The 20,521-nt window shown below is 70.7% G+C and carries 19 protein-coding genes and 1 riboswitch; of the genes, 15 read left to right on the top strand and 4 right to left on the bottom strand.

What is annotated here, in order from left to right; all coding sequences use genetic code 11:
- Positions 1–1,382: cysteine desulfurase/sulfurtransferase TusA family protein (locus K6I33_RS13350; protein WP_229351304.1), on the bottom strand; the 1,382-nt coding region annotated here is incomplete at its 3' end.
- Positions 1,383–1,708: 326 nt separating this feature from the next.
- Between K6I33_RS13350 and coxB the strand changes: the two genes are divergently transcribed.
- The 4 genes from coxB to K6I33_RS13330 all read left to right on the top strand — a co-directional run bounded on the left by coxB (position 1,709) and on the right by K6I33_RS13330 (position 6,169).
- On the top strand, positions 1,709–2,680 hold the full coding sequence (gene coxB / locus K6I33_RS13345; RefSeq protein WP_126913792.1) for a cytochrome c oxidase subunit II: 972 nt from the start codon (positions 1,709–1,711) through the stop codon (positions 2,678–2,680).
- The gene (ctaD, locus tag K6I33_RS13340; RefSeq protein ID WP_229351302.1) at positions 2,677–4,404 is read left to right on the top strand and encodes a cytochrome c oxidase subunit I; all 1,728 of its coding nucleotides are present in this window, start codon (positions 2,677–2,679) and stop codon (positions 4,402–4,404) included. Before coxB ends, ctaD begins: the two co-directional genes overlap by 4 nt.
- A complete protein-coding gene (locus K6I33_RS13335) occupies positions 4,401–4,799 on the top strand; it encodes a cytochrome c oxidase subunit 4 (RefSeq protein ID WP_229351300.1) in 399 nt (132 codons plus the stop codon). Before ctaD ends, K6I33_RS13335 begins: the two co-directional genes overlap by 4 nt.
- A gap of 119 nt (positions 4,800–4,918) precedes the next feature.
- Positions 4,919–6,169, top strand: a complete 1,251-nt coding sequence (locus K6I33_RS13330) for an Ig-like domain-containing protein (RefSeq protein WP_229351297.1) — start codon at positions 4,919–4,921, stop codon at positions 6,167–6,169.
- A gap of 19 nt (positions 6,170–6,188) precedes the next feature.
- On the opposite strand, the gene K6I33_RS13325 is transcribed toward K6I33_RS13330, so the two are convergent.
- Positions 6,189–6,590, bottom strand: coding sequence for a hypothetical protein (locus K6I33_RS13325; protein ID WP_229351295.1), 402 nt, complete (start codon positions 6,588–6,590; stop codon positions 6,189–6,191).
- A gap of 216 nt (positions 6,591–6,806) precedes the next feature.
- Here K6I33_RS13325 and K6I33_RS13320 point away from each other — a divergent pair, with 216 nt between their 5' ends.
- From K6I33_RS13320 to K6I33_RS13295, 6 genes are all read left to right on the top strand, one after another.
- The gene (locus tag K6I33_RS13320; protein ID WP_229351293.1) at positions 6,807–7,427 is read left to right on the top strand and encodes a heme-copper oxidase subunit III; all 621 of its coding nucleotides are present in this window, start codon (positions 6,807–6,809) and stop codon (positions 7,425–7,427) included.
- 67 nt (positions 7,428–7,494) lie between these two features.
- Complete coding sequence (locus K6I33_RS13315) at positions 7,495–8,304, top strand: c-type cytochrome (protein WP_229351291.1); 810 nt, start codon at positions 7,495–7,497, stop codon at positions 8,302–8,304.
- Entirely contained in the window at positions 8,301–9,353 is a 1,053-nt protein-coding gene (locus K6I33_RS13310; RefSeq protein ID WP_229351289.1) for a ubiquinol-cytochrome c reductase iron-sulfur subunit, read from the top strand. The genes K6I33_RS13315 and K6I33_RS13310 overlap by 4 nt, the downstream gene beginning before the upstream one ends.
- Positions 9,350–10,978 (top strand): ubiquinol-cytochrome c reductase cytochrome b subunit, encoded by a 1,629-nt coding sequence (locus tag K6I33_RS13305; protein WP_229351287.1) that lies wholly within the window; start codon positions 9,350–9,352, stop codon positions 10,976–10,978. The genes K6I33_RS13310 and K6I33_RS13305 overlap by 4 nt, the downstream gene beginning before the upstream one ends.
- Before the next feature lie 176 nt (positions 10,979–11,154).
- Positions 11,155–12,216, top strand: coding sequence for an anthranilate phosphoribosyltransferase (gene trpD, locus K6I33_RS13300; protein ID WP_229351285.1), 1,062 nt, complete (start codon positions 11,155–11,157; stop codon positions 12,214–12,216).
- A gap of 77 nt (positions 12,217–12,293) precedes the next feature.
- A riboswitch (SAM riboswitch) is annotated at positions 12,294–12,408 on the top strand.
- Positions 12,409–12,555: 147 nt separating this feature from the next.
- A complete protein-coding gene (locus tag K6I33_RS13295; protein ID WP_229351283.1) occupies positions 12,556–13,902 on the top strand; it encodes an aminotransferase class V-fold PLP-dependent enzyme in 1,347 nt (448 codons plus the stop codon).
- Between the two features lie 58 nt (positions 13,903–13,960).
- Here the strand turns inward: K6I33_RS13295 and K6I33_RS13290 are convergent, their stop codons facing one another.
- Together K6I33_RS13290 and K6I33_RS13285 are read right to left on the bottom strand one after the other, a co-directional pair.
- Positions 13,961–14,242 (bottom strand): Lrp/AsnC ligand binding domain-containing protein, encoded by a 282-nt coding sequence (locus K6I33_RS13290; protein ID WP_189455306.1) that lies wholly within the window; start codon positions 14,240–14,242, stop codon positions 13,961–13,963.
- Positions 14,239–14,958: a rhomboid family intramembrane serine protease gene (locus K6I33_RS13285; protein ID WP_229351281.1), complete on the bottom strand. Its 720-nt coding sequence runs from the start codon at positions 14,956–14,958 to the stop codon at positions 14,239–14,241. The genes K6I33_RS13290 and K6I33_RS13285 overlap by 4 nt, the downstream gene beginning before the upstream one ends.
- A gap of 146 nt (positions 14,959–15,104) precedes the next feature.
- Between K6I33_RS13285 and K6I33_RS13280 the strand changes: the two genes are divergently transcribed.
- From K6I33_RS13280 to K6I33_RS13260, 5 genes are all read left to right on the top strand, one after another.
- Entirely contained in the window at positions 15,105–15,347 is a 243-nt protein-coding gene (locus K6I33_RS13280; protein WP_229351279.1) for a hypothetical protein, read from the top strand.
- A 22-nt stretch (positions 15,348–15,369) separates the two neighbouring features.
- Positions 15,370–16,740, top strand: a complete 1,371-nt coding sequence (locus tag K6I33_RS13275; protein WP_229351308.1) for an NYN domain-containing protein — start codon at positions 15,370–15,372, stop codon at positions 16,738–16,740.
- Positions 16,741–16,957: 217 nt separating this feature from the next.
- Positions 16,958–18,034 carry a C40 family peptidase gene (locus K6I33_RS13270; protein WP_229351277.1) on the top strand — a complete coding sequence of 359 codons (1,077 nt, stop codon included), beginning with the start codon at positions 16,958–16,960 and terminating at the stop codon, positions 18,032–18,034.
- A gap of 280 nt (positions 18,035–18,314) precedes the next feature.
- Positions 18,315–19,403, top strand: coding sequence for a C40 family peptidase (locus tag K6I33_RS13265; protein WP_229351275.1), 1,089 nt, complete (start codon positions 18,315–18,317; stop codon positions 19,401–19,403).
- Positions 19,404–19,437: 34 nt separating this feature from the next.
- A partial coding sequence (locus K6I33_RS13260) for a hypothetical protein (protein WP_374284327.1) occupies positions 19,438–20,521 on the top strand: 1,084 nt, incomplete at its 3' end.

The following is a 20,521-nucleotide window of genomic DNA, read 5'->3' as shown; positions in this document are numbered from 1 at the left end:
GTATAAGAGACAGCCGTATAAGCGACCCCGCGCTCCACGGGCCGCTCCCCGACGTACTCCTGCGAGCGCATCCCGCACCACGCGGGAATGTCGAGCCGCGCGGCCTCGTCATCGGACAAGACCGTGACCAGCCCGCCCACGGGCACGTTCCCGATGACCTTCGCCAGCTCGATCACCGGAATCGGGCACCGCTTCCCGAGCGAGTCGACGACGAGCTCCTCCTCGCCCCCGGCAGGGGCGGGAGAGGCTCCCGTAGGCGCCCCGAGCCGGTCACGCACCGACGCCACCACCCCCGGCAGCACGCCGAGGAAGGCGTCCACGTCCTCCGAAGCAGCCCCCCGCGGCAGCGAAACCCGTACGTTCCCCTCCGACAGCACCCCCATCGCCCGCAGCACATGGCTCGGCTCCAGCGTGCTGGACGTGCAGGACGAGCCGGACGAGACCGAGAAGCCCTCGCGGTCCAGCGCGTGCAGCAGCGTCTCCCCGTCGACGTACAGGCAGGAGAACGTCACCAGGTGCGGCAGCCGCCGTTCCGGGTCGCCGACCACCTCCACGTCCGGGACGAGCTCGGGCACCCGGACGCGGATCCGGTCGACCAGCGCCCGCAGCCGCGCGGCCTCCTCCGCCGCCTCCGCGCGCACCGCCCGCAGCGAGGCCGCGGCGGCGACGATCGCCGGGAGGTCGGGGAAGCCCGGGGCGCGGCCGGACTCCCGTTCGTCCACCGGTCCGCGCGCCGCGAACCGGGCCCCCTTGCGTACGGCCAGCAGGCCCACCCCGGCCGGGCCGCCCCACTTGTGCGCGCTCGCGGTCAGCAGTGACCAGCCCGGGGCCACCGGGCCCCAGCCGAGCGACTGCGCGGCGTCCACCAGCAGCGGCACCCCCGCCGCCCGGCAGGCCTCGGTGACCTCGGCGAGCGGCTGCTCGGTGCCGACCTCGTGGTTGGCGGACTGGAGGACCGCGAGCGCGGTGTCCGGGCGCAGGGCCGCCGCGTAGCCGGCGGGGTCCACGCGGCCGGCGCGGTCCACGGGGACGCGGGTGACGCTGCCGCCGTCCGCCTCCAGCGCCTCGCCCGAGTGGAGGACGGCGGAGTGCTCCACGGCCGACATCACCAGATGACGGCCGGTCCGGCGGCGTCCGGCGAGCGCTCCGGCGATGCCGTCGTGCAGGGCGCGGGTACCCGAAGGAGTGAATGCGAGCTCGTCGGGCCGGCAGCCGACGGCCTCGGCCGTGGCCTCGCGCGCGGCGTCCAGCAGCAGCCGGGCGCGGCGGCCCTCGCGGTAGAGGCGGGCGGGGTCGGCCCAGCCCTCGTCGAGGGCGGCGAGCAGCGCCTGGCGGGCGACCGGGTGGAGGGGGGCTGCGGAAGCGGCGTCGAAGTAGGGCACATATGAACGCTAACCCCGGCTGGGAGCCGGCCGCGGGGGTGTCCCCGCCCACCCGTCGCCGGGGTCGTCGCCGAGGCCGCCGGCAGGGCTCTGGGCTGCGCGGATGCCCCTGTCTGACGGTCCTCCAGTTGGCCTCCGGAGCCCTGGATTCCACCCCTTCGGGGACCGGACCGGCGCGTTGGGCACCCTCCCCGCGCGACCCCAAATAGCGTCCAGTAGGGTTTGGTCCGCATAAACATCCAAACCCCTGCCCGCAGCGGGCCGGCGACCGACCAGCGAGACGGCCGCAGCCGGCCGCACGGGCGAGACTCTCGGGAAGGCGCTACGTGAGTCCCAACGGCTCCGACCGCTCGTCGCGGCGCCCGGTGCGGCGGAAGCTGCTGCAGGCGCTGGCCGCGGGCGCTGTCCTGGCGACCGCCACCGGTTGCACATCGAAGGACTTCCCCCGCCTCGGCATGCCAACGCCCGTCACGGAAGAGGCGCCGCGGATCCTCTCCCTCTGGCAGGGCTCCTGGGCCGCGGCTCTCGCGGTCGGTGTCCTGGTGTGGGGCCTGATCATCTGGAGCGTCATCTTCCACCGGCGCAGCAAGTCGAAGGTGGAGATCCCCACGCAGACCCGGTACAACATGCCCATCGAGGCGCTGTACACCGTGGTCCCGATCATCATCGTTTCGGTGCTCTTCTACTTCACCGCGCGTGATGAGAACAAGCTCCTGACGAACCCTGACAAGCCGCAGCACGTCGTCAACGTGGTCGGCTTCCAGTGGAGCTGGGCGTTCAACTACATCGAGAACGTCGACGGCAACACGGCCACCCCGGCGCAGCCGCTCCGTGAGAACAAGGAGCTCAACGCCATCCCCGACCGGTTCCTGAAGAAGGCGCCGCAGGGAGCCGAGGGTGTCTACGAGGTCGGCGTACCCGGTGACCGCAACCCGCAGACGGGCAACCCGGGTCCGACCCTGTGGCTGCCCAAGGGCGAGACGGTCGAGTTCGTCCTCACTTCGCGGGACGTCATCCACTCCTTCTGGGTGGTGCCGTTCCTGATGAAGCAGGACGTCATCCCCGGCCACACCAACAGCTTCACGGTGACCCCCAACAAGGAGGGCACCTTCCTGGGCAAGTGCGCCGAGCTCTGCGGCCAGGACCACTCCCGGATGCTCTTCAACGTCAAGGTCGTCTCTCCGGAGCGGTACAAGGCGCACCTGAAGGAGCTGGCGGCCAAGGGCCAGACCGGTTACCAGCCGGCGGGCATCGCGCAGACGGATCACGCGAAGAACGCGGAGACCAAGAACAAGTGAGCATCCTCAACGAACCCCAGGGTGCCGCCGCCGCAACAGCCACGGCAGCACCGCCCGTACGCCAGAAGCAGCCCGGCAGTCAGGTGATCAAGTGGCTCACCACCACTGACCACAAGACCATCGGCACGATGTACCTGGTCACGTCGTTCGCGTTCTTCTGCATCGGCGGCCTGATGGCGCTCCTCATGCGCGCCGAGCTGGCCCGTCCCGGCACGCAGATCATGTCGAACGAGCAGTTCAACCAGGCGTTCACGATGCACGGCACGATCATGCTGCTGATGTTCGCGACGCCGCTGTTCGCCGGATTCGCGAACTGGATCATGCCGCTTCAGATCGGCGCGCCCGACGTGGCGTTCCCGCGGCTGAACATGTTCGCCTACTGGCTCTACCTCTTCGGCTCGCTGATCGCGGTGGGTGGCTTCCTCACCCCGCAGGGCGCCGCCGACTTCGGCTGGTTCGCCTACTCCCCGCTGTCGGACGCGGTCCGTTCGCCGGGTGTCGGCGCCGACATGTGGATCATGGGTCTGGCCTTCTCCGGCTTCGGCACGATCCTCGGTTCGGTCAACTTCATCACCACGATCATCTGCATGCGCGCGCCCGGCATGACGATGTTCCGCATGCCGATCTTCACCTGGAACGTCCTGCTGACCGGTGTGCTGGTCCTGCTGGCCTTCCCGGTGCTGGCCGCCGCGCTGTTCGCCCTGGAGGCGGACCGTAAATTCGGCGCACAAGTATTCAGCGCGGAAAACGGTGGAGCACTGCTCTGGCAGCACCTCTTCTGGTTCTTCGGACACCCCGAGGTGTACATCATCGCGCTGCCGTTCTTCGGCATCATTTCCGAGGTCATTCCGGTGTTCTCCCGGAAGCCGATGTTCGGTTACTGGGGCCTGATCGCGGCGACGATTTCCATCGCCGGTCTTTCGGTCACCGTGTGGGCGCACCACATGTATGTCACCGGTGGCGTGCTCCTGCCGTTCTTCTCCTTCATGACCTTCCTGATCGCGGTCCCGACCGGTGTGAAGTTCTTCAACTGGATCGGCACCATGTGGAAGGGCTCGCTGTCCTTCGAGACCCCGATGCTGTGGGCCGTCGGCTTCCTGATCACCTTCACCTTCGGTGGTCTGACCGGCGTCATCCTGGCCTCGCCCCCGATGGACTTCCACGTCTCGGACTCGTACTTCGTCGTCGCGCACTTCCACTACGTCATCTTCGGCACCGTGGTCTTCGCGATGTTCTCCGGCTTCCACTTCTGGTGGCCGAAGTTCACCGGCAAGATGCTGGACGAGCGCCTGGGCAAGATCACCTTCTGGACGCTGTTCGTGGGCTTCCACGGCACGTTCCTGGTGCAGCACTGGCTGGGTGCCGAGGGCATGCCGCGTCGTTACGCGGACTACCTCGCCTCCGACGGCTTCACCACGCTGAACACCATCTCGACCATCAGCTCCTTCCTGCTGGGCCTGTCGATCCTGCCGTTCTTCTACAACGTCTGGAAGACCGCCAAGTACGGCAAGAAGGTCGAGGTCGACGACCCGTGGGGCTACGGCCGCTCGCTGGAGTGGGCGACCTCCTGCCCGCCGCCGCGGCACAACTTCCTCACGCTGCCGCGGATCCGCTCCGAATCCCCGGCGTTCGACCTCCACCACCCGGAGATCGCGGCCCTGGAGCTCGAAGAGAACCTCGCGGCCGAGAAGGCCCTCGCGGGTGGCAAGGAGGCCGGCAAGTGAAGATCCAGGGCAAGATGTTCATCTGGCTCTCCGTCTTCATCCTCGCCATGGCGATCGTCTATGGCGTGTGGTCGAAGGAGACGGTCGGCACGACCGCGCTCTTCATGTCCTTCGGCCTGTGCATCATGGTCGGCTACTACCTGGCGTTCACCGCGCGCCGGGTGGACGCGGGTGCCCAGGACAACAAGGAGGCGGACGTCGCCGACGACGCCGGCGAGCTGGGCTTCTTCGCCCCGCACAGCTGGCAGCCGCTCTCCCTGGCGGTCGGTGGCGCCCTCGCCTTCATGAGCATCTGCTTCGGCTGGTGGCTCATGTACTTCTCGGCCCCGGTCATCCTGATCGGCCTCTTCGGCTGGGTGTTCGAGTTCTACCGCGGCGAGAACCAGAACCAGTAGGTTCCACGCAGCGGACGACGGGCCCCGCGCACCTCACGGTGCGCGGGGCCCGTCGCGTTGTTCACCCGTGTGCAGTCGCACCGCAAGCCGCGCGCGTCGATCCTTCCTACGGTGTGACCATGAGTCAGTCACCCCGACACGGCGCGGTGCCCTTCTGGACCCTGCTGCTGTCCTCCGTGGCCCTGGTGGTGGTCACCGCGTGCGGCGGCTCGTCGAACCCGCTGGCCGACGAGCCCTACGACGCCACGGACGTCGGCCTGGCCGGCGGCGCCGGGGACGGGCAGAAGGCGGATCCCGGCAGGCCCATCGAGGTGACCGCCGAGGGCGGCGACCGGATCACGGACGTCACCGTCACGGACGCCTCCGGACGGCGCGTCAAGGGTGACCTCGACCCCGACGGCTCCCGCTGGCGCAGCACCGGCGCCCTGTCCGCCGGGGCGCGCTACACCGTGCGCGTCAGCACGGAGGACGAGGACGGCGCCCAGGGCCGCCGGACGATGGATTTCGAGACCAGCCGGGCCAACCGGGTGCTCCGGGTCGCGTTCGGCCCGCAGAACGGCACCTACGGCGTCGGGCAGCCCATCACGGCCGAGCTCAGCGAGCCCGTCCAGGACCCGGCCGCGCGCGCCGTCGTCGAACGCACCCTCAAGGTGGAGTCCGAACCCGCCGTCCAGGGCTCCTGGTACTGGGTGGACAACAAGACCCTCCACTACCGCCCGCAGGAGTACTGGCCCGCCCACGCCGCCATCGACGTGCGCGCCACCCTGGAGGGCATCAAGGTCGGCAGCGGCCTCTACGGCGGCCCCGTCAAGGGCGTCCGGCTCACCACCGGCGACCGGGTGGAGGCCGTCACCGACGCCAGCGCCCACTACATGGCGGTCCTCAAGAACGGCCAGGAGATCCGCTCCATCCCCGTGACCACCGGCAAGCCCGGCTACGCCACCCGCAACGGGGTCAAGGTCGTCCTGGGCCAGGAAGCCTTCGTACGCATGCGCGGCACCAGCATCGGCATCTCCGAGGGCAGCTCCGACGCCTACGATCTGCCCGTCTACTGGGCCACCCGGGTCACATGGAGCGGCGAATACGTCCACGCCGCCCCCTGGTCCGAGGGCTCGCAGGGGGCGGACAACGTCAGCCACGGCTGCACGGGCATGAGCACCGCCAACGCCAAGTGGTTCTTCGACAACGTGCGCGTCGGCGACATCGTCAAGGTCGTGGGCAGCGCAGGGGCCACCATGACCCCCTTCGACAACGGCTTCGGCGACTGGAACATGCCCTGGAAGCAGTGGCGCGAGGGCAGCGCCCTGGCCGCCGGCAAACGGGAGGGCACGAGCCCGGCCGACACGGCCCGGCTGCGCCCCCGCCTCTAGCCGCGCCGGCCCTCGGCCGTCAGGCCTCCACCGGCTGCCGCGGCCTCAGCAGCCCGGCCAGCGCGTCCGCGAGGGCCACCGGGTCCACCGGATGGGTGACCGCCGCGTCGGCCCTGCTCCAGGTGGCCAGCCAGGCGTCCTGCGGACGGCCGATGAGCAGCAGCACCGGCGGGCAGCGGAACACCTCGTCCTTCAGCTGCCGGCACACCCCCATGCCGCCCGCGGGCGCCGTCTCGCCGTCCAGGACGCACACGTCCACCCGGTGCTCCTTCAGGGTCCGCAGCACCGCCGGCAGCGTCGCGCACTCCAGATAGCGCACCTCGGGCACGTCGGCGGCCGGCCGCCGGCCCGCGGCGAGCCGCACCTGCTCCCGCTTGCTCGCGTCGTCGCTGTAGACCAGCACCGTGGCGGTCGTCCGCATCGTTCCTCCATGCTCGTGGGCAGGCAGGGCTGTTGTGCGCGGATGCTACTCCGCGAACGGCGCCCGGGAGGAGGGGTCGGCGGGCCCCGCGAGGCGCCCGAAGTGCCGCTTCCTCCCTTTGGGGGACCGCCCCAATGGGCCATACGAGCTGGGCATACGGTCTTGACACACCGAACGGCACCCCCCGGGGTGAGCGCGAGATAAGCGACCGACATAATGTCGGTCGTGGCGACAGCAACAGCAACAGATACCGGGCACGCGCACCCGTCGGTCAATCGACCGAACCTCACCAGCGTCGGAACCATCATCTGGCTGAGTTCCGAGCTGATGTTCTTCGCGGCCCTCTTCGCGATGTACTTCACCCTGCGATCGGTGACCGGCCCCGACCACTGGAAGGAAATGGCGTCCGCGCTGAACCTTCCGTTCTCGGCCACCAACACCACGATCCTGGTGCTCTCCTCCCTCACCTGCCAGCTCGGCGTCTTCGCCGCCGAGCGCGGTGACGTGAAGAAGCTGCGCCTGTGGTTCGTGATCACCTTCGTGATGGGTGCCATCTTCATCGGCGGCCAGGTCTTCGAGTACACCGATCTGGTCAAGGAGGAAGGCCTCTCGCTCTCCTCGGACCCGTACGGCTCGGTGTTCTACCTGACGACCGGCTTCCACGGCCTGCACGTGACGGGCGGTCTCATCGCCTTCCTGCTGGTCCTGGGCAGGACGTACGCGGCCAAGAGGTTCACCCACCACCAGGCGACGGCGGCCATCGTCGTGTCCTACTACTGGCACTTCGTCGACGTGGTGTGGATCGGCCTCTTCGCCACGATCTACTTGATCAAGTAATCGGTCCTGTCCCGCACCGGACCAACAGTCCAGATCGACGCAGAAGATCCTGACACCGGGGTAATCCGTGAAAAAGCTCTCCGCACGACGACGCCATCCGCTGGCGGCGGTCGTCGTCCTACTCTTCGCGCTGGCGGTAACTGGGGGGCTGTACGCCGCGTTCGCGCCGGCCGACACGGCCAAGGCCGATGACAGCGCCCAGTCCCTCGCCATCGAGGAGGGCAAGAAGCTCTACTCCGTGGGCTGCGCAAGCTGCCACGGCACCGGCGGTCAGGGCACCACCGACGGGCCGAGCCTGGTCGGCGTGGGCGCCGCCGCCGTCGACTTCCAGGTCGCCACCGGCCGTATGCCGCTCCAGCAGCAGGGCGCCCAGGCGCCCCGCAAGAAGGCGATCTACTCCCAGGCCGAGATCGACCAGCTGGCCGCGTACATCGCCTCCCTCGGCGCGGGCCCGGCCCAGCCGACGAAGAGCCAGTACAGCCCGGAGGGCGCCGACATCGCGAAGGGTGGCGAGCTCTTCCGCACGAACTGCGCCCAGTGCCACAACTTCACCGGCAAGGGCGGCGCGCTCTCGAACGGCAAGTACGCCCCGACGCTCGAGGGCGTCAACCCGAAGCACATCTACGAGGCCATGCAGACGGGCCCGCAGAACATGCCTTCCTTCCCCGACACCACGATGTCGGAGAAGAACAAGAAGGACATCATCGCGTACCTCGACACGGTCAACAGCGACAAGACCAAGAGCCCGGGCGGTCTCGAGCTGGGCGGGCTCGGCCCGGTCAGCGAGGGTCTGTTCGCGTGGATCTTCGGTCTCGGCGCCCTGATCGCCGTCGCCATCTGGGTCGCGGCCCACACCGCTAAGGCCAAGAAGTCATGAGTAGCCAAGACATTCCTGAAGAGACCCTGCCCGCCGCGCAGGGCGACGCGCACGGTGCCGTAGCCACCGCCGCCGACCCGTTCGCCGACCCGGGGCTGCCGCCGCACGAGCACCGCAAGCAGGACATCGACGAGCAGGCCGCCCAGCGCTCCGAGCGCGTGGTCGCGTTCCTGTTCGTCCTGTCCATGCTGGCCACGGTCGGTTTCATCGCCGCCTATGTGTCCCTCCCGGTCGACAAGAACATCTACGTCTTCCCGATCGGTCACATCAGCGCCCTGAACTTCTCGCTGGGCCTGACCCTCGGCGTGGCGCTGTTCTGCATCGGCGCGGGCGCGGTCCACTGGGCCCGCACCCTGATGTCCGACGTCGAGTCCGCGGACGACCGGCACCCGATCGAGGCCTCCCCGGAGGTCAAGGCCAAGGTGCTGGCCGACTTCAAGCAGGGCGCGGAGGAGTCGACCTTCGGCCGCCGCAAGCTGCTGCGCAACACGATGTTCGGCGCGCTGGCCCTGGTGCCGCTCTCCGGTGTGATGCTGCTCCGCGACCTCGGTCCGCTGCCCGGCACCAAGCTGCGCAAGACCGCCTGGTCCGAGGGCAAGATGCTCATCAACCAGAACACGCTGCAGCCGCTGCGCCCGGAGGACGTCCAGGTCGGGTCCCTCACCTTCGCCATGCCCGAGGGCATGTCCGAGGAGGACCACGACTTCCAGAAGGAGATCGCCAAGGCCGCCCTGATGATCGTCCGGCTCCGCCCGGAGAACATCAAGGACAAGAAGTCCCTGGACTGGTCCGCCGACGGCATCGTCGCGTACTCCAAGATCTGCACCCACGTCGGCTGCCCGATCAGCCTCTACGAGCAGCAGACGCACCACGTGCTGTGCCCGTGCCACCAGTCGACCTTCGACCTCTCCGACGGCGGTCGAGTGATCTTCGGCCCGGCCGGCCACGCCCTTCCGCAGCTGCGGATCAAGGTCAATGACAAGGGTTACCTTGAGGCCATGGGCGACTTCTCCGAGCCCGTCGGTCCTGCGTACTGGGAGCGCGGATGAGTACTGCCACCAATGACAACCGCCGCAAGGCACCCGCGGGCGAGCGGGTCGCCGACTGGGCCGACGGCCGACTGGGCATCTACAGCCTGGCCAAGGTCAACATGCGGAAGATCTTCCCGGACCACTGGTCCTTCATGCTGGGCGAGGTCTGCCTCTACAGCTTCATCATCATCATCCTCACGGGTGTGTATCTGACGCTGTTCTTCCACCCGAGCATGAACGAGGTCGTCTACCACGGCTCGTACGTCCCCATGCAGGGCATGCGGATGTCCGAGGCGTTCAAGTCGACCATGGACATCAGCTTCGACGTCCGCGGTGGTCTGCTCATCCGGCAGATCCACCACTGGGCGGCGCTCATCTTCGTCGCGGGCATGCTCGTGCACATGATGCGCGTCTTCTTCACCGGCGCGTTCCGCAAGCCGCGTGAGGTCAACTGGCTGTTCGGCTTCCTGCTGCTGGTCCTCGGCATGTTCACCGGTTTCACCGGTTACTCCCTGCCGGACGACCTGCTCTCGGGCACCGGTGTCCGCTTCATGGAGGGTGCGATCCTCTCCATCCCGATCGTGGGCACCTACGTCTCGATGTTCCTGTTCGGGGGCGAGTTCCCCGGCTCGGACTTCGTGCCGCGGTTCTTCTCGATCCACGTCCTGCTGCTGCCGGGCATCATGCTCGGCCTGCTGGTGGCGCACCTGATCCTGGTCTTCTACCACAAGCACACGCAGTTCCCCGGCCCCGGCCGGACGAACAACAACGTGGTCGGCATGCCGCTGCTGCCGGTCTACATGGCCAAGGCCGGAGGCTTCTTCTTCCTGGTCTTCGGTGTGATCGCGGCCATCGCCGGCCTCGCGTCGATCAACCCGATCTGGGCCATGGGCCCGTACCGCCCGGATCAGGTGTCCACCGGCGCCCAGCCCGACTGGTACATGGGCTTCTCCGAGGGCCTCATCCGTGTGATGCCGGGCTGGGAGATCAACCTGTGGGGCCACACGCTCGTCCTGGGCGTGTTCATCCCGCTGATGATCTTCCCGCTGGTGCTGGCCGCCATCGCCGTCTACCCGTTCATCGAGTCCTGGGTCACCGGCGACAAGCGTGAGCACCACCTGCTGGACCGCCCGCGCAACGCCCCGACGCGCACCGCGTTCGGTGTCGCCTGGCTGACCTGGTACCTGGTGCTGCTGGTCGGTGGTGGAAACGACCTGTGGGCCACCCACTTCCACCTGTCGATCAACGCCATCACCTGGTTCGTCCGGATCGCGTTCTTCGTCGGCCCGGTCGTCGCCTTCATCGCCACGCGCCGGATCTGCATGGGTCTCCAGCGCCGCGACAAGGAGAAGGTGCTGCACGGCCGCGAGTCGGGCATCATCAAGCGCCTGCCGCACGGTGAGTTCATCGAGGTCCACGAGCCGCTCTCGCAGGAGCAGATGCACACCCTCACGGCCCACGAGCAGCCCAAGCCGCTCGAGCTGGAGCCGGAGGTCGACGAGAACGGCGTGGCCCGGAAGATCGGCGCCGGCCAGAAGCTCCGTGTGAAGCTCTCGAAGGGCTTCTACGGCGAGGGGACCCACATCCCCAAGGCCACCGCGGAGGAGTACCAGGAGATCACGAGCGGCCACGGCCACCACTGATCCCCCACGCTGATCGCTGATCGCCACGGCAAGAGCCCCGTCCAGTTCCCCCAGCTACCGCTGGGAGGTTCCCCCAGGACGGGGCTCTTCGCCGTTCCCGGACGTGGATAGGCTTGACCGCGTAGCGGGGGCCCCGGACGGCCCCCACCAGGGACCGACCACCAGGAGTGTGGACCATGAACGTGACCCCCGCAGGCGGCGAGCGCTCGGTGGCCCACACCTGGCCCGGCCTCCTGGACGCCCTGCTGCGCGGAGTGGACCTCGACGCCGACGACACGGCCTGGGCCATGGACCGGATCATGCGCGGGGAGGCCACCGACGCCCAGATCGCGGGCTTCGCGGTCGCCCTGAGGGCCAAGGGCGAGACGGTCGCCGAGATCTCCGGCCTGGTCCGGGCGATGTACCGGCACGCCAATCTCATCGAGGTGCCCGGCCCCAGCGTCGACATCGTGGGCACCGGCGGCGACGGCGCCAAGACCGTCAACATCTCCACCATGTCCTCGATCGTCGTCGCGGGCGCCGGGGCGAAGGTCGTCAAGCACGGCAACCGCGCCGCGTCCTCCGCGAGCGGCGCCTCCGACGTCCTGGAGAAGCTCGGCGTCAATCTGGAGCTGACCCCGCGCCGGGTGGTGGAGGTGGCCGAGGAGGCCGGCATCACCTTCTGCTTCGCGGTGAAGTTCCACCCCGCCCTGCGCTATGTGGCCCCCGCCCGCCGTGAGCTGGGCATCCGCACGACGTTCAACGTCCTGGGCCCGCTGACCAACCCCGCTCGGGTGAAGGCCCAGGCGACCGGCGTCGCGGACGCCCGGATGGCGCCGATCCTGGCCGGGGTGCTGGCCGAGCGCGGCTCCTCGGCGCTGGTCTTCCGCGGTGACGACGGGCTCGACGAGCTCACCACGACGGCCACCTCCCGGGTGTGGATCGTCGAGGACGGCCGGGTGCGGGAGGAATCGTTCGACCCCCGGGACGTCGGCATCGACCTGGTGCCCATCGAGGCGCTGCGGGGCGCCGACGCCTCGTACAACGCGGATGTGGCCCGCCGGCTGCTCGCCGGGGAGACCGGCCCGGTCCGGGACGCGGTGCTGCTCAACTCCGCCGCCGCGCTGGCCGCCCTGGCGCCCACGGACGCGCCGCTCACGGAGCGGATCCGGGCCGGGATGGAGCGGGCGGCCGAGTCCATCGACTCGGGCGCGGCCCGGCGGGTGCTGGAGAAGTGGGTGACGGCCAGCAACCGCTGAGTCTCCCCGCAAGGGCGCGGTCCGCGATGCGGACCGCGCCCTTGCGCATTCAAGATCCTGTGGCATGATGCTGCGCAGGTCACGAGTGACAGCGTTTCGGCCCCGGCTTGCTGTCCGGCAACCCTCCTTCCGTGGCGGGGTGCCCCGGGTGATGACCAGGCCGCAGGCAGACGCCTGTGGCAAGCGCGGATCCCTCGCCAGGGATCCTGGTTGTCGAGGGAGATCCTTCCGTGACGCAGCGAATGCGATAGGGCCTACGGCCCGTTTCCGGTAATCCCGTGTGCGCCCCCGTGCGGGCGTGCGCGTCTTCATCCATCACCCCTGCCGGGAGAATTCGCCATGTCCGCATGCCCTGTTACTGCCGTCATCACCGCTGTCGAGCCGCTGCCCGTTCTCGGTCGTGACGTCCGCGTCCCGCTCGTCACCGGGGGCGAGGTGACCTACGCGGCGCTCGACTACGCCGCCAGCGCACCGGCGTTGCAGCGGGTGTGGGACGACGTCGCCGCCTACGCGCCGTACTACGGCAGCGTGCACCGGGGCGCCGGGTACCTCTCACAGCTGTCGACCGATCTGTTCGAGGGCTGCCGGGCCACCGTCGCCTCGTTCCTCGGCTGCCGCGAGGGCGACCAGGTGGTCTTCACCCGCTCCACCACCGACTCGCTGAACCTCCTGGCGTCCGTACTGCCCGCCGGCTGCCGGGTGTTCGTCTTCGAGACCGAGCACCACGCCGCCCTGCTGCCGTGGAGGGACGCACAGGTCACCTACCTCGACGCCCCCCGTTCGCCGGGGGAGGCCGTCGAGACGCTGGAGCGGGCGCTGGCCGACCGGGAGCCCTACGGCCCGGCGCTGGTCTGTGTGACCGGCGCGTCCAATGTGACCGGTGAGGTGTGGCCGGTACGGGAGCTGGCGGCGGCCGCGCACGCGCACGGCGCGCGCATCGTCCTGGACGCCGCCCAGTTGGCGCCACACCACCCCGTGGACGTCGCCGGGTGGGACGTCGACTGGGTCGCCTTCTCCGGGCACAAGCTGTACGCGCCGTTCGGCGCCGGCGTGCTCGCCGGGCGCGCGGACTGGCTGCGCGAGGCCGAGCCGTATCTGGCGGGCGGCGGCGCCAGCCGCAGGGTGGCCCGGGACGAGGAGGGCGGCGTCGAGGTCGAGTGGCACGAGACCGTGGCCCGGCACGAGGCGGGCTCGCCCAACGTCATCGGTGCCTACGCCATCGCCGCCGCCTGCAAGGCGCTCCAGGAGACCGGCTTCGACCGGCTGGTGGAGCGGGAGCGGGAGCTGATCGCGCGGGTGCGGGCCGGGCTGGCGGACGTTCCCGGGGTGCGGGTGCTGTCGCTGTTCGGCGCGGACGCCCCGCGCGTGGGCGTCCTCTCCTTCGTCGTGGACGGCTGGAACAGCTCCCACTTCGCGGCCGCGCTCTCCGCCGAGTACGGCATCGGGGTGCGGGATGGGCTTTTCTGTGCACATCCGCTGGTCCGCGTCCTGCTGGACGGTGACCGGGACGCGCCCGGCGAGTGCGGCTCGCCCGACGAGCGGTCGCTGAACGCCATCCGGGTCAGCTTCGGGGCCGGGACGCCCGACGAGCACGTGGAGCGGTTCGTACGGGCTGTGCGGGAGCTTGTGACCGTGGGGGCGCGTTGGAGTTATCGCACCGAGGGTGGGCGTTGCGTGCCCGCTTAGTTCCCCGGCTGCGGGCCGGTGGGGGCTGGTCGCGCAGTTCCCCGCGCCCCTTACGGGGCTAGTTGTCGAGGCCGATCGCGAAGGCCGCTTCGAGGTCGTGCTGGGAGTAGGTGCGGAAGGCGATGTGGGTCTCGGTCGAGGCCACGCCCGGCACCTTGCTGATCCGGCCCGGGATGAGATCCGCGAGATCGTCGTGCCGGGCCACCCGCACCATCGCGATCAGATCGGCCCCACCGGTGACCGAATAGACCTCGCTCACGCCCTCGATGGCGGCGATGGTCTCGGCGATCTCGGGGATCCGGTCCACGTCGGTCTTGATGAGCACGATCGAAGTGATCACGTCGGTTTGTCTCCTTCGGTGGACCTGGCTGCGTCCTTCACTCTAGCCGCAGGTGTGCGAAGGCCCCAGGCGTAGCCGAATCCGAGTGCGAATCCCACGACGTGGGCCAGATAGGCGACCCCGGGGCGCCCGGCGTCCGTCCCCGTGGCCAGCCACTGGAGCGCGAACCAGAACAGCAGTACGGCCCAGGCGGGAAAGCGCAGCGGCAGGAAGAACAGGAACGGGAAGAGGCTGGTGACCCGTGCCCTGGGGAAGAGATAGAGGAACGCGCCGAGCACCCCGGAGATGGCTCCCGACGCCCCCACGAGCGTGCGTTCGGAGTGGGCGTGCACGGCCGCGTAGCCGAACAGGGCCAGATAGCCGGTGAGGAGGTAGCAGCAGAGGAACGCCGTACGGCCCAGATGGGCCTCGGTCATGGCGCCGAAGACATAGAGGAAGAGCATGTTCCCCAGCAGATGCAGCCAGTTCCCGTGGACGAAGAGCGCGGTGAGCGGGGTGCACAGAGCCCAGGGGGAGCCGTGGAGGAGCTCCTGCGGCACGACCCCCCAGCGTGCGAAGTAGTCGGTCTGGGCGGACAGCAGTCCGGGGCCGGTGCCGTAGACCGGATTCAGGCCGGAGACGGGTCCGACGAGGAAGACCGCGCCGCAGACGGCCAGGACCGTCCAGGTCACCCAGGGGGTGCCGGAGCGGCCCGGGCGCCCTGCCGTTTCGATCATGGCCAGATCATGGCGTACCGGGCGCAACCCGTGCAGAGCGCCTCGCCGGGCCGTCCGTGCGGGCCGCGCGCCCCGCGCCCGGTGACCGGCAGGCCGTAGGGTTACGGGGAGCACCCCGCGGACCACAGACGAGGACGGACGACACGATGGGCGTTGTTCCCCAGCCGACAGCCGGGACCCGGTGGCGCTGCACCCTGTGCGGCAACCTCACGCGTTTCGACGTCACGCGGACGACCAAGGCCGTGGAGTTCGTGCACCTCGACCTGGCGGGGGAGCCCGCGGTGGAGGAGCGCGAGATCGTCAGTGAGACGATCGAGTCCGTGCGTTGCCGCTGGTGCAACGCCGTCGACCAGATCGAGCTGGTGGCCCGGCCGGGCGCCGATGCCTGACGAACGGGAGCGATAAGCGGTGGTGGAGCACACGGACGGCGTGGAGGCGGCCGGTGACGCCGGCGGGGCCGACGACGGCGTCAGCGAGGTGCTCGACCGCCCGTTGCCCGAAGGCATCAGGCGGCGGGTCATCGGGCTTGTCGCGGAGGCGTTCGGCGGGCTGACGGTCGCGGAACTTCCCGCCCAGTTGCGGCAGTACGCCCGGTTCACCCCGTCCCGCCGGGCCAAGTTCGCGGGGAACGCCATGGCCGCCGCGGTGGAGAGCGACATGGCTTTCCGGCAGCGGATCTCCGCGCGGCTGAGGGAGACCGGCTCGGAGCTGGCGGAGGCCCTGGAGGCCGGTTCGCCGCCGGCGGCCGCCGATCCGGAGGACGTGGCCGCCATGGCGTTCGTGCTGCGGCCGGCCGGCTGGGTCAAGCTGGTCACGGCGGCGGGCGAGGAGGCGGCCCGGGCGAGCGCGGAGCGGGCCGACGAGGAGGCCCGGCACGAGCTGACGCGGCTGCGCGAGGAGCTGGCCGCGGCGCGGGCGGAGGCGAAGGCCGAGACGGACCGGGTCCGGGCCGAGCTGGAGGCCGTCCGGCGGGACACCGAATCGTTGCAGCGCAAGCTGCGCAGCGCGCAGAGCGATGTGCGGCGCGGCGAGGCGGCGCTGCGCAAGGCCCAGGGCGAGCTGGAGGCGCTGCGCGCCGAGGCCGCCGCCGAGAAGGCGGCGGCGCAGGGCGAGGCGCGGCGGGCCAAGGCCCGGCTCTCGGAGGCCGAGGCGGCCCTGGAGGCCAGCCGCCGGGCGACGCGCGAGGGCCGCAGCATCGAGGACGTCCGGCTGCGGCTGCTGCTGGACACCGTGCTGGACGCGGCGCAGGGGCTGCGCCGCGAGCTGGCGCTGCCGCCGGTCTCGGTGCCCCCGGCGGACACGGTGGACGCGGTGCGGCCGGGCACGATGACGCCCCGGGACATCGCGACGCGGGCGCTGTCGGAGACCGATCCGGCGCTGCTGGACCAGCTGTTGGCGCTGCCTCAGACGCATCTGCTCGTCGACGGCTACAACGTCACCAAGACCGGCTATCCGACGATGCCGCTGGACAAGCAGCGGCTGCGGCTGCTGGGCGGGCTGGCGATGCTGGCCGCGCAGAGCGGTGCCGAGGTCACCTGTGTCTTCGACGGCGCGGAGCTGGCCGCCCCGGTGCTGCTGGCGCCGCCGCGCGGGGTGCGGGTGCTGTTCAGCAAGCCGGGTGTGACGGCGGACGAGCTGATCCGTCAGCTGGTGCGGGCCGAGCCGCCGGGCCGGCCGGTCGTGGTGGTCTCCACGGACCGCGAGGTGGCGGACGGGGTGGCCAAGGCGGGCGCGCGCCCCGTGGCATCGGCCTTGCTGCTGAAGCGACTTGCCCGCACCTGACCGTCAAGTGTTCATTACCGACTGTGTCAGGTTGGTAAAGGATGCGGCGCTGACCAAGATTTTTCGCAAGAAAATTTGAACGGTGGCGACGGTGGTCACTAGGGTCGTGCCTCGAACCTTCATCCGGCAGGTCATCCGTTCGGGTGCGCGGTGAAGGTCCCGTCGCGCCCGAGGAATTCGCGCGGCGGGCGGCCCAGAGAAGAAGGAGCTCGTCTCCGTGGCGTCCCACCGTCGTCCCAAGAAGCCGAGCCGTACTCGGGCCACCGTGCTGACCGCTACCGCGGCCATGGCCGTCGCCCTCTCCGCGCAGGCCGCCCACGCCGACACCAAGCTGTCGAAGTCCGAGGCCAAGGACCAGGTCGACAAGCTCTACGAAGAGGCGGAGCAGGCCACCGAGAAGTACAACGGGGCCAAGGAGCAGCACGACAAGCTGGAGAAGCAGGTCAGCGAGCTCCAGGACAAGGTCGCGCGCGGCCAGGACGATTTCAACCGGATGCGCGGCGCCCTCGGCCTGATAGCCACCTCGCAGTACCGCACCGGGTCCATCGACCCCACGCTCCAGCTGCTGCTCACCTCGGACCCCGACACCTACCTGGACCGGGCCTCCCGGCTCAGCCAGCTGAGCGCCAAGCAGGCCGACACCCTCCGGCTGATGGCCGCCAAGCAGCGCACCCTCAAGCAGGAGCGCGCGGCGGCCTCCGCCAAGCTCGCGGACCTGGAGTCCACCCGCAAGGCCGTGGAGCAGCACAAGGACGAGGTCCAGGGCAAGCTCGCCGACGCCCAGAAGATGCTCAACCAGTTCAGCGAGAAGGAACGCGCCGAGATCACCGGCGCGGACCAGAAGGGCGACTCCGGCGGCAAGGCCGGTGATAGCGGCAAGAGCGGCGGCGACAGCGGCCGCGCCAACCGCTCGGAGACCCGCCCGAACATCCCCGCGGGCTCCGGCCACGCCGCCGCGGCCCTGGCCTACGCGCAGAGCCAGGAGGGCAAGCCCTACGAGTACGGCGCGACCGGAATGTCCACCTGGGACTGCTCCGGCCTGACCCAGTGGGCCTACGGCCAGGCCGGCGTCTCCCTCCCGCGCATCTCCCAGGACCAGGCCAACGCCGGCACCCGGATCTACGACCAGAGCCAGCTCAAGCCCGGCGACCTGGTCATCTTCTACGGCGACCAGCACCACGTCGGCCTCTACGCGGGCAACGGCAAGGTCTTCCACGCGCCCCGCACCGGCGCCTTCGTGCGCTACGAGGCGATGGGCAACATGCCGTTCCAGTTCGGTGTGCGCGTCGGCTGATCCGATCAACGCCGATTGGATCAACACCTCTGCTGAACCTCCGCCGTTCATCACTTCCGCCGCGCCATGCCGCCCTTTCGGGCGAATCGCGACTACGGCAAGTGACACCACGCCCCGCCAGTGACCTGCGTCTGACGGCGGGGCGCCGTTTTTGCCGACCGCGAGGTCTTTGAACCGGGGGTGAGCGCGCCGCTACTGTCTGGCGCGCGGTGCCCGGCCGTCGTCCGCCCGTCGACCGGGCGGCAGGGTCCGCACACAGTGGAAGGAAGTGCGGCCCCCCGTGGCGTCCCATCGCCGTTCGCAGTCCGGTCTCACCCAGAGTGTCCGGGTCACCGTCCTGTCCGCCGCCATGGCCACCGCCGCGGCCGCCTTCTCGGCGGCACCCGCGCTCGCCCGGCCCGGTGACCCCGCCGACGACTCCAAGGCCCCCGGGACGGTGAAGGCACAGCTCGACCGGCTCTACGAACAGGCCGAGCGGGCCACCGAGAGGTTCAACGCGGCGGGAGAGCGCGCCGACAGCCTGCGGGAGCGCGTGGAACAGGTCGCCGACCGCGTCGCGCGCGGCCAGGAGAAGGTCAACCGGATGCGCGACGCCCTCGGCCTGATCGCCACCGCCCAGTACCGCCACGGCGCCGTGGACCCCGCCATCGAGCTCATCCTCTCCTCGGACCCCGACGGCTACCTCGACCGGGCCGCCACCCTCGACCGCGTCACGGGCCGTCAGGCCGAGCAGCTGCGCGCCCTGCTGGCCGCCCAGCGCACCCTGCGCCAGGAGCGCCAGGAGGCCGCCCGCACCCTCGCCGAGCTGGAGGACAGCCGCCGGGCGGTCGAGCGGCACAAACGGGAGGTCGAGGACAAGCTCGCCACCGCCCGCCGGCTGCTCAACTCCCTGCCGGACGCCGACCGCGAGGAGTACGCCCGCGCCTCGCGCTCCGGGGAGCGCTCGGGCGGCCCGCTGCGGGCCGCCGCCCTGTCGTCCCTCGGCGACGTCTCCGCGGCTGTCGGCTCCGCGGCCGTCGGCTCCGGCCGGGGCCTCGCCGCGGCCATGGCGGTCCGGCAGGCCGTCGGCTCGCCCTACGCCTGGGGCGCCACCGGGCCGGGCGCCTTCGACTGCTCCGGGCTGATGCAGTGGGCGTACGGCCGGGCCGGGGTGGGCCTGCCGCGCACCTCGCAGGCGCAGCGCAACGCCGGACACCACGTCTCGCTCTCCGAGGCCCGCCCCGGCGACCTGGTGATCTACCGCGACGACGCCAGCCACGTGGGGATGTACGTGGGCAACGGCCAGGTCGTGCACGCGCCCTACCCGGGCGCGCGGGTGCGCTACGACCGGGCCGACATGATGCCCATCTCGTCCGTCACCCGCCCCTGAGGGCGGCCGCCCGCGCGGTGCGTACGATGCGGGGGTGACGGACGGTGACGGTGACGGCGGCGGGCCGGTCGGGCGGCGGGCGGTGTGCGGCCTCGGCCTCGGCTTCGCCGTGGCCGCGCTGACGGGCTGCGGTCCCGGCGCCTCCGTCGAGCCCCCGGAGCCGGACCCGGCGGCCGTGCGGCGGCTCCTCGACCGCTGGGCGGCGGCGGTGCGGCGGCGGGACGAGACCGCGTACCTCGCGGTCGTCGACCCCGCCGCAGACGGCTACCGGGCCGAGCGCCGCCTGGTGTTCGCCAACCTCGCCGCCGTGCCGCTGGCCTCCTGGGAGTACCGGCTGGTGCGGCTCGCGGGCACGGTGGCCGAGGCCGAACTGTGCTACCGGCTCGCGGGCCACGACACGGCCCCCGTCACCGCCCCGCTCCGGCTGACGCTGACGCGGCGGGACGGCCGCTGGTACGTGTCCGGGCAGGAGCCCGGGCACCCGGCGGGGCAACTGTGGGAGCAGGGCCGGGTCACGGCCGTGCGGGGCGCGCGAAGCCTCGTCCTGGGAGTGGGCCAGGACGAGCGCCTGCTGCGCGAACTGGCCGGCCTCGCGGACGCCGCGGTGCCGGCGGTGGACGCGGCGTGGGGCGGGCGCTGGGCGAAGCGCGTGGTGGTCGAGGCCCCTGCCTCCCTGGACCGGATGGGCGCCCTCCTGGAGACGCCCGCCGCGAACTACCGGGGCATCGCGGCCGTCGCCACCGGCGACCGGATCGTCGTCAACCCCGAGGCGTACGGGGAGCTCGGCGACTTCGGCCGGCGGATCGTGCTCACGCACGAGACGACGCATGTCGCGACGCGCGGGGTGACGACGGCGGCCACGCCGAAGTGGCTCTCCGAGGGCTTCGCCGACTGGACCGCGTACCGGGGCACGGACCGCACGGCCCGGCAGGCCGCCCCCGAGCTCGCCGCGTCGGTCGACGCGGGCGACCTGCCGTCGGGGCTTCCCGCGAACGGCGACTTCGCCTTCACGGGCGAGGCCGGGCGCTTGGCGCGGGCCTACGAGGGGGGCTGGCTGGCCTGCCGGATGATCGCGGAGGAGTGGGGAGAGGGGGCGCTGGTCGCGTTCTACCGGGGGG

It is taken from the genome of Streptomyces sp. UNOB3_S3, from assembly GCF_020740895.1.
Taxonomy (GTDB): domain Bacteria; phylum Actinomycetota; class Actinomycetes; order Streptomycetales; family Streptomycetaceae; genus Streptomyces.
This window is presented reverse-complemented; position numbering and strand designations above follow the sequence as displayed.

What these genes read in the sequence shown, in the direction of transcription:
- K6I33_RS13330 (WP_229351297.1), top strand. Translation starts at nt 4,919, where the DNA reads ATGAGTCAGTCACCCCGACACGGCGCGGTGCCCTTCTGGACCCTGCTG.
- K6I33_RS13325 (WP_229351295.1), bottom strand. Translation starts at nt 6,590, where the DNA reads ATGCGGACGACCGCCACGGTGCTGGTCTACAGCGACGACGCGAGCAAG.
- K6I33_RS13320 (WP_229351293.1), top strand. Translation starts at nt 6,807, where the DNA reads ATGTCGGTCGTGGCGACAGCAACAGCAACAGATACCGGGCACGCGCAC.
- K6I33_RS13310 (WP_229351289.1), top strand. Translation starts at nt 8,301, where the DNA reads ATGAGTAGCCAAGACATTCCTGAAGAGACCCTGCCCGCCGCGCAGGGC.
- K6I33_RS13305 (WP_229351287.1), top strand. Translation starts at nt 9,350, where the DNA reads ATGAGTACTGCCACCAATGACAACCGCCGCAAGGCACCCGCGGGCGAG.
- trpD (WP_229351285.1), top strand. Translation starts at nt 11,155, where the DNA reads ATGAACGTGACCCCCGCAGGCGGCGAGCGCTCGGTGGCCCACACCTGG.
- K6I33_RS13295 (WP_229351283.1), top strand. Translation starts at nt 12,556, where the DNA reads ATGTCCGCATGCCCTGTTACTGCCGTCATCACCGCTGTCGAGCCGCTG.
- K6I33_RS13285 (WP_229351281.1), bottom strand. Translation starts at nt 14,958, where the DNA reads ATGATCGAAACGGCAGGGCGCCCGGGCCGCTCCGGCACCCCCTGGGTG.
- K6I33_RS13280 (WP_229351279.1), top strand. Translation starts at nt 15,105, where the DNA reads ATGGGCGTTGTTCCCCAGCCGACAGCCGGGACCCGGTGGCGCTGCACC.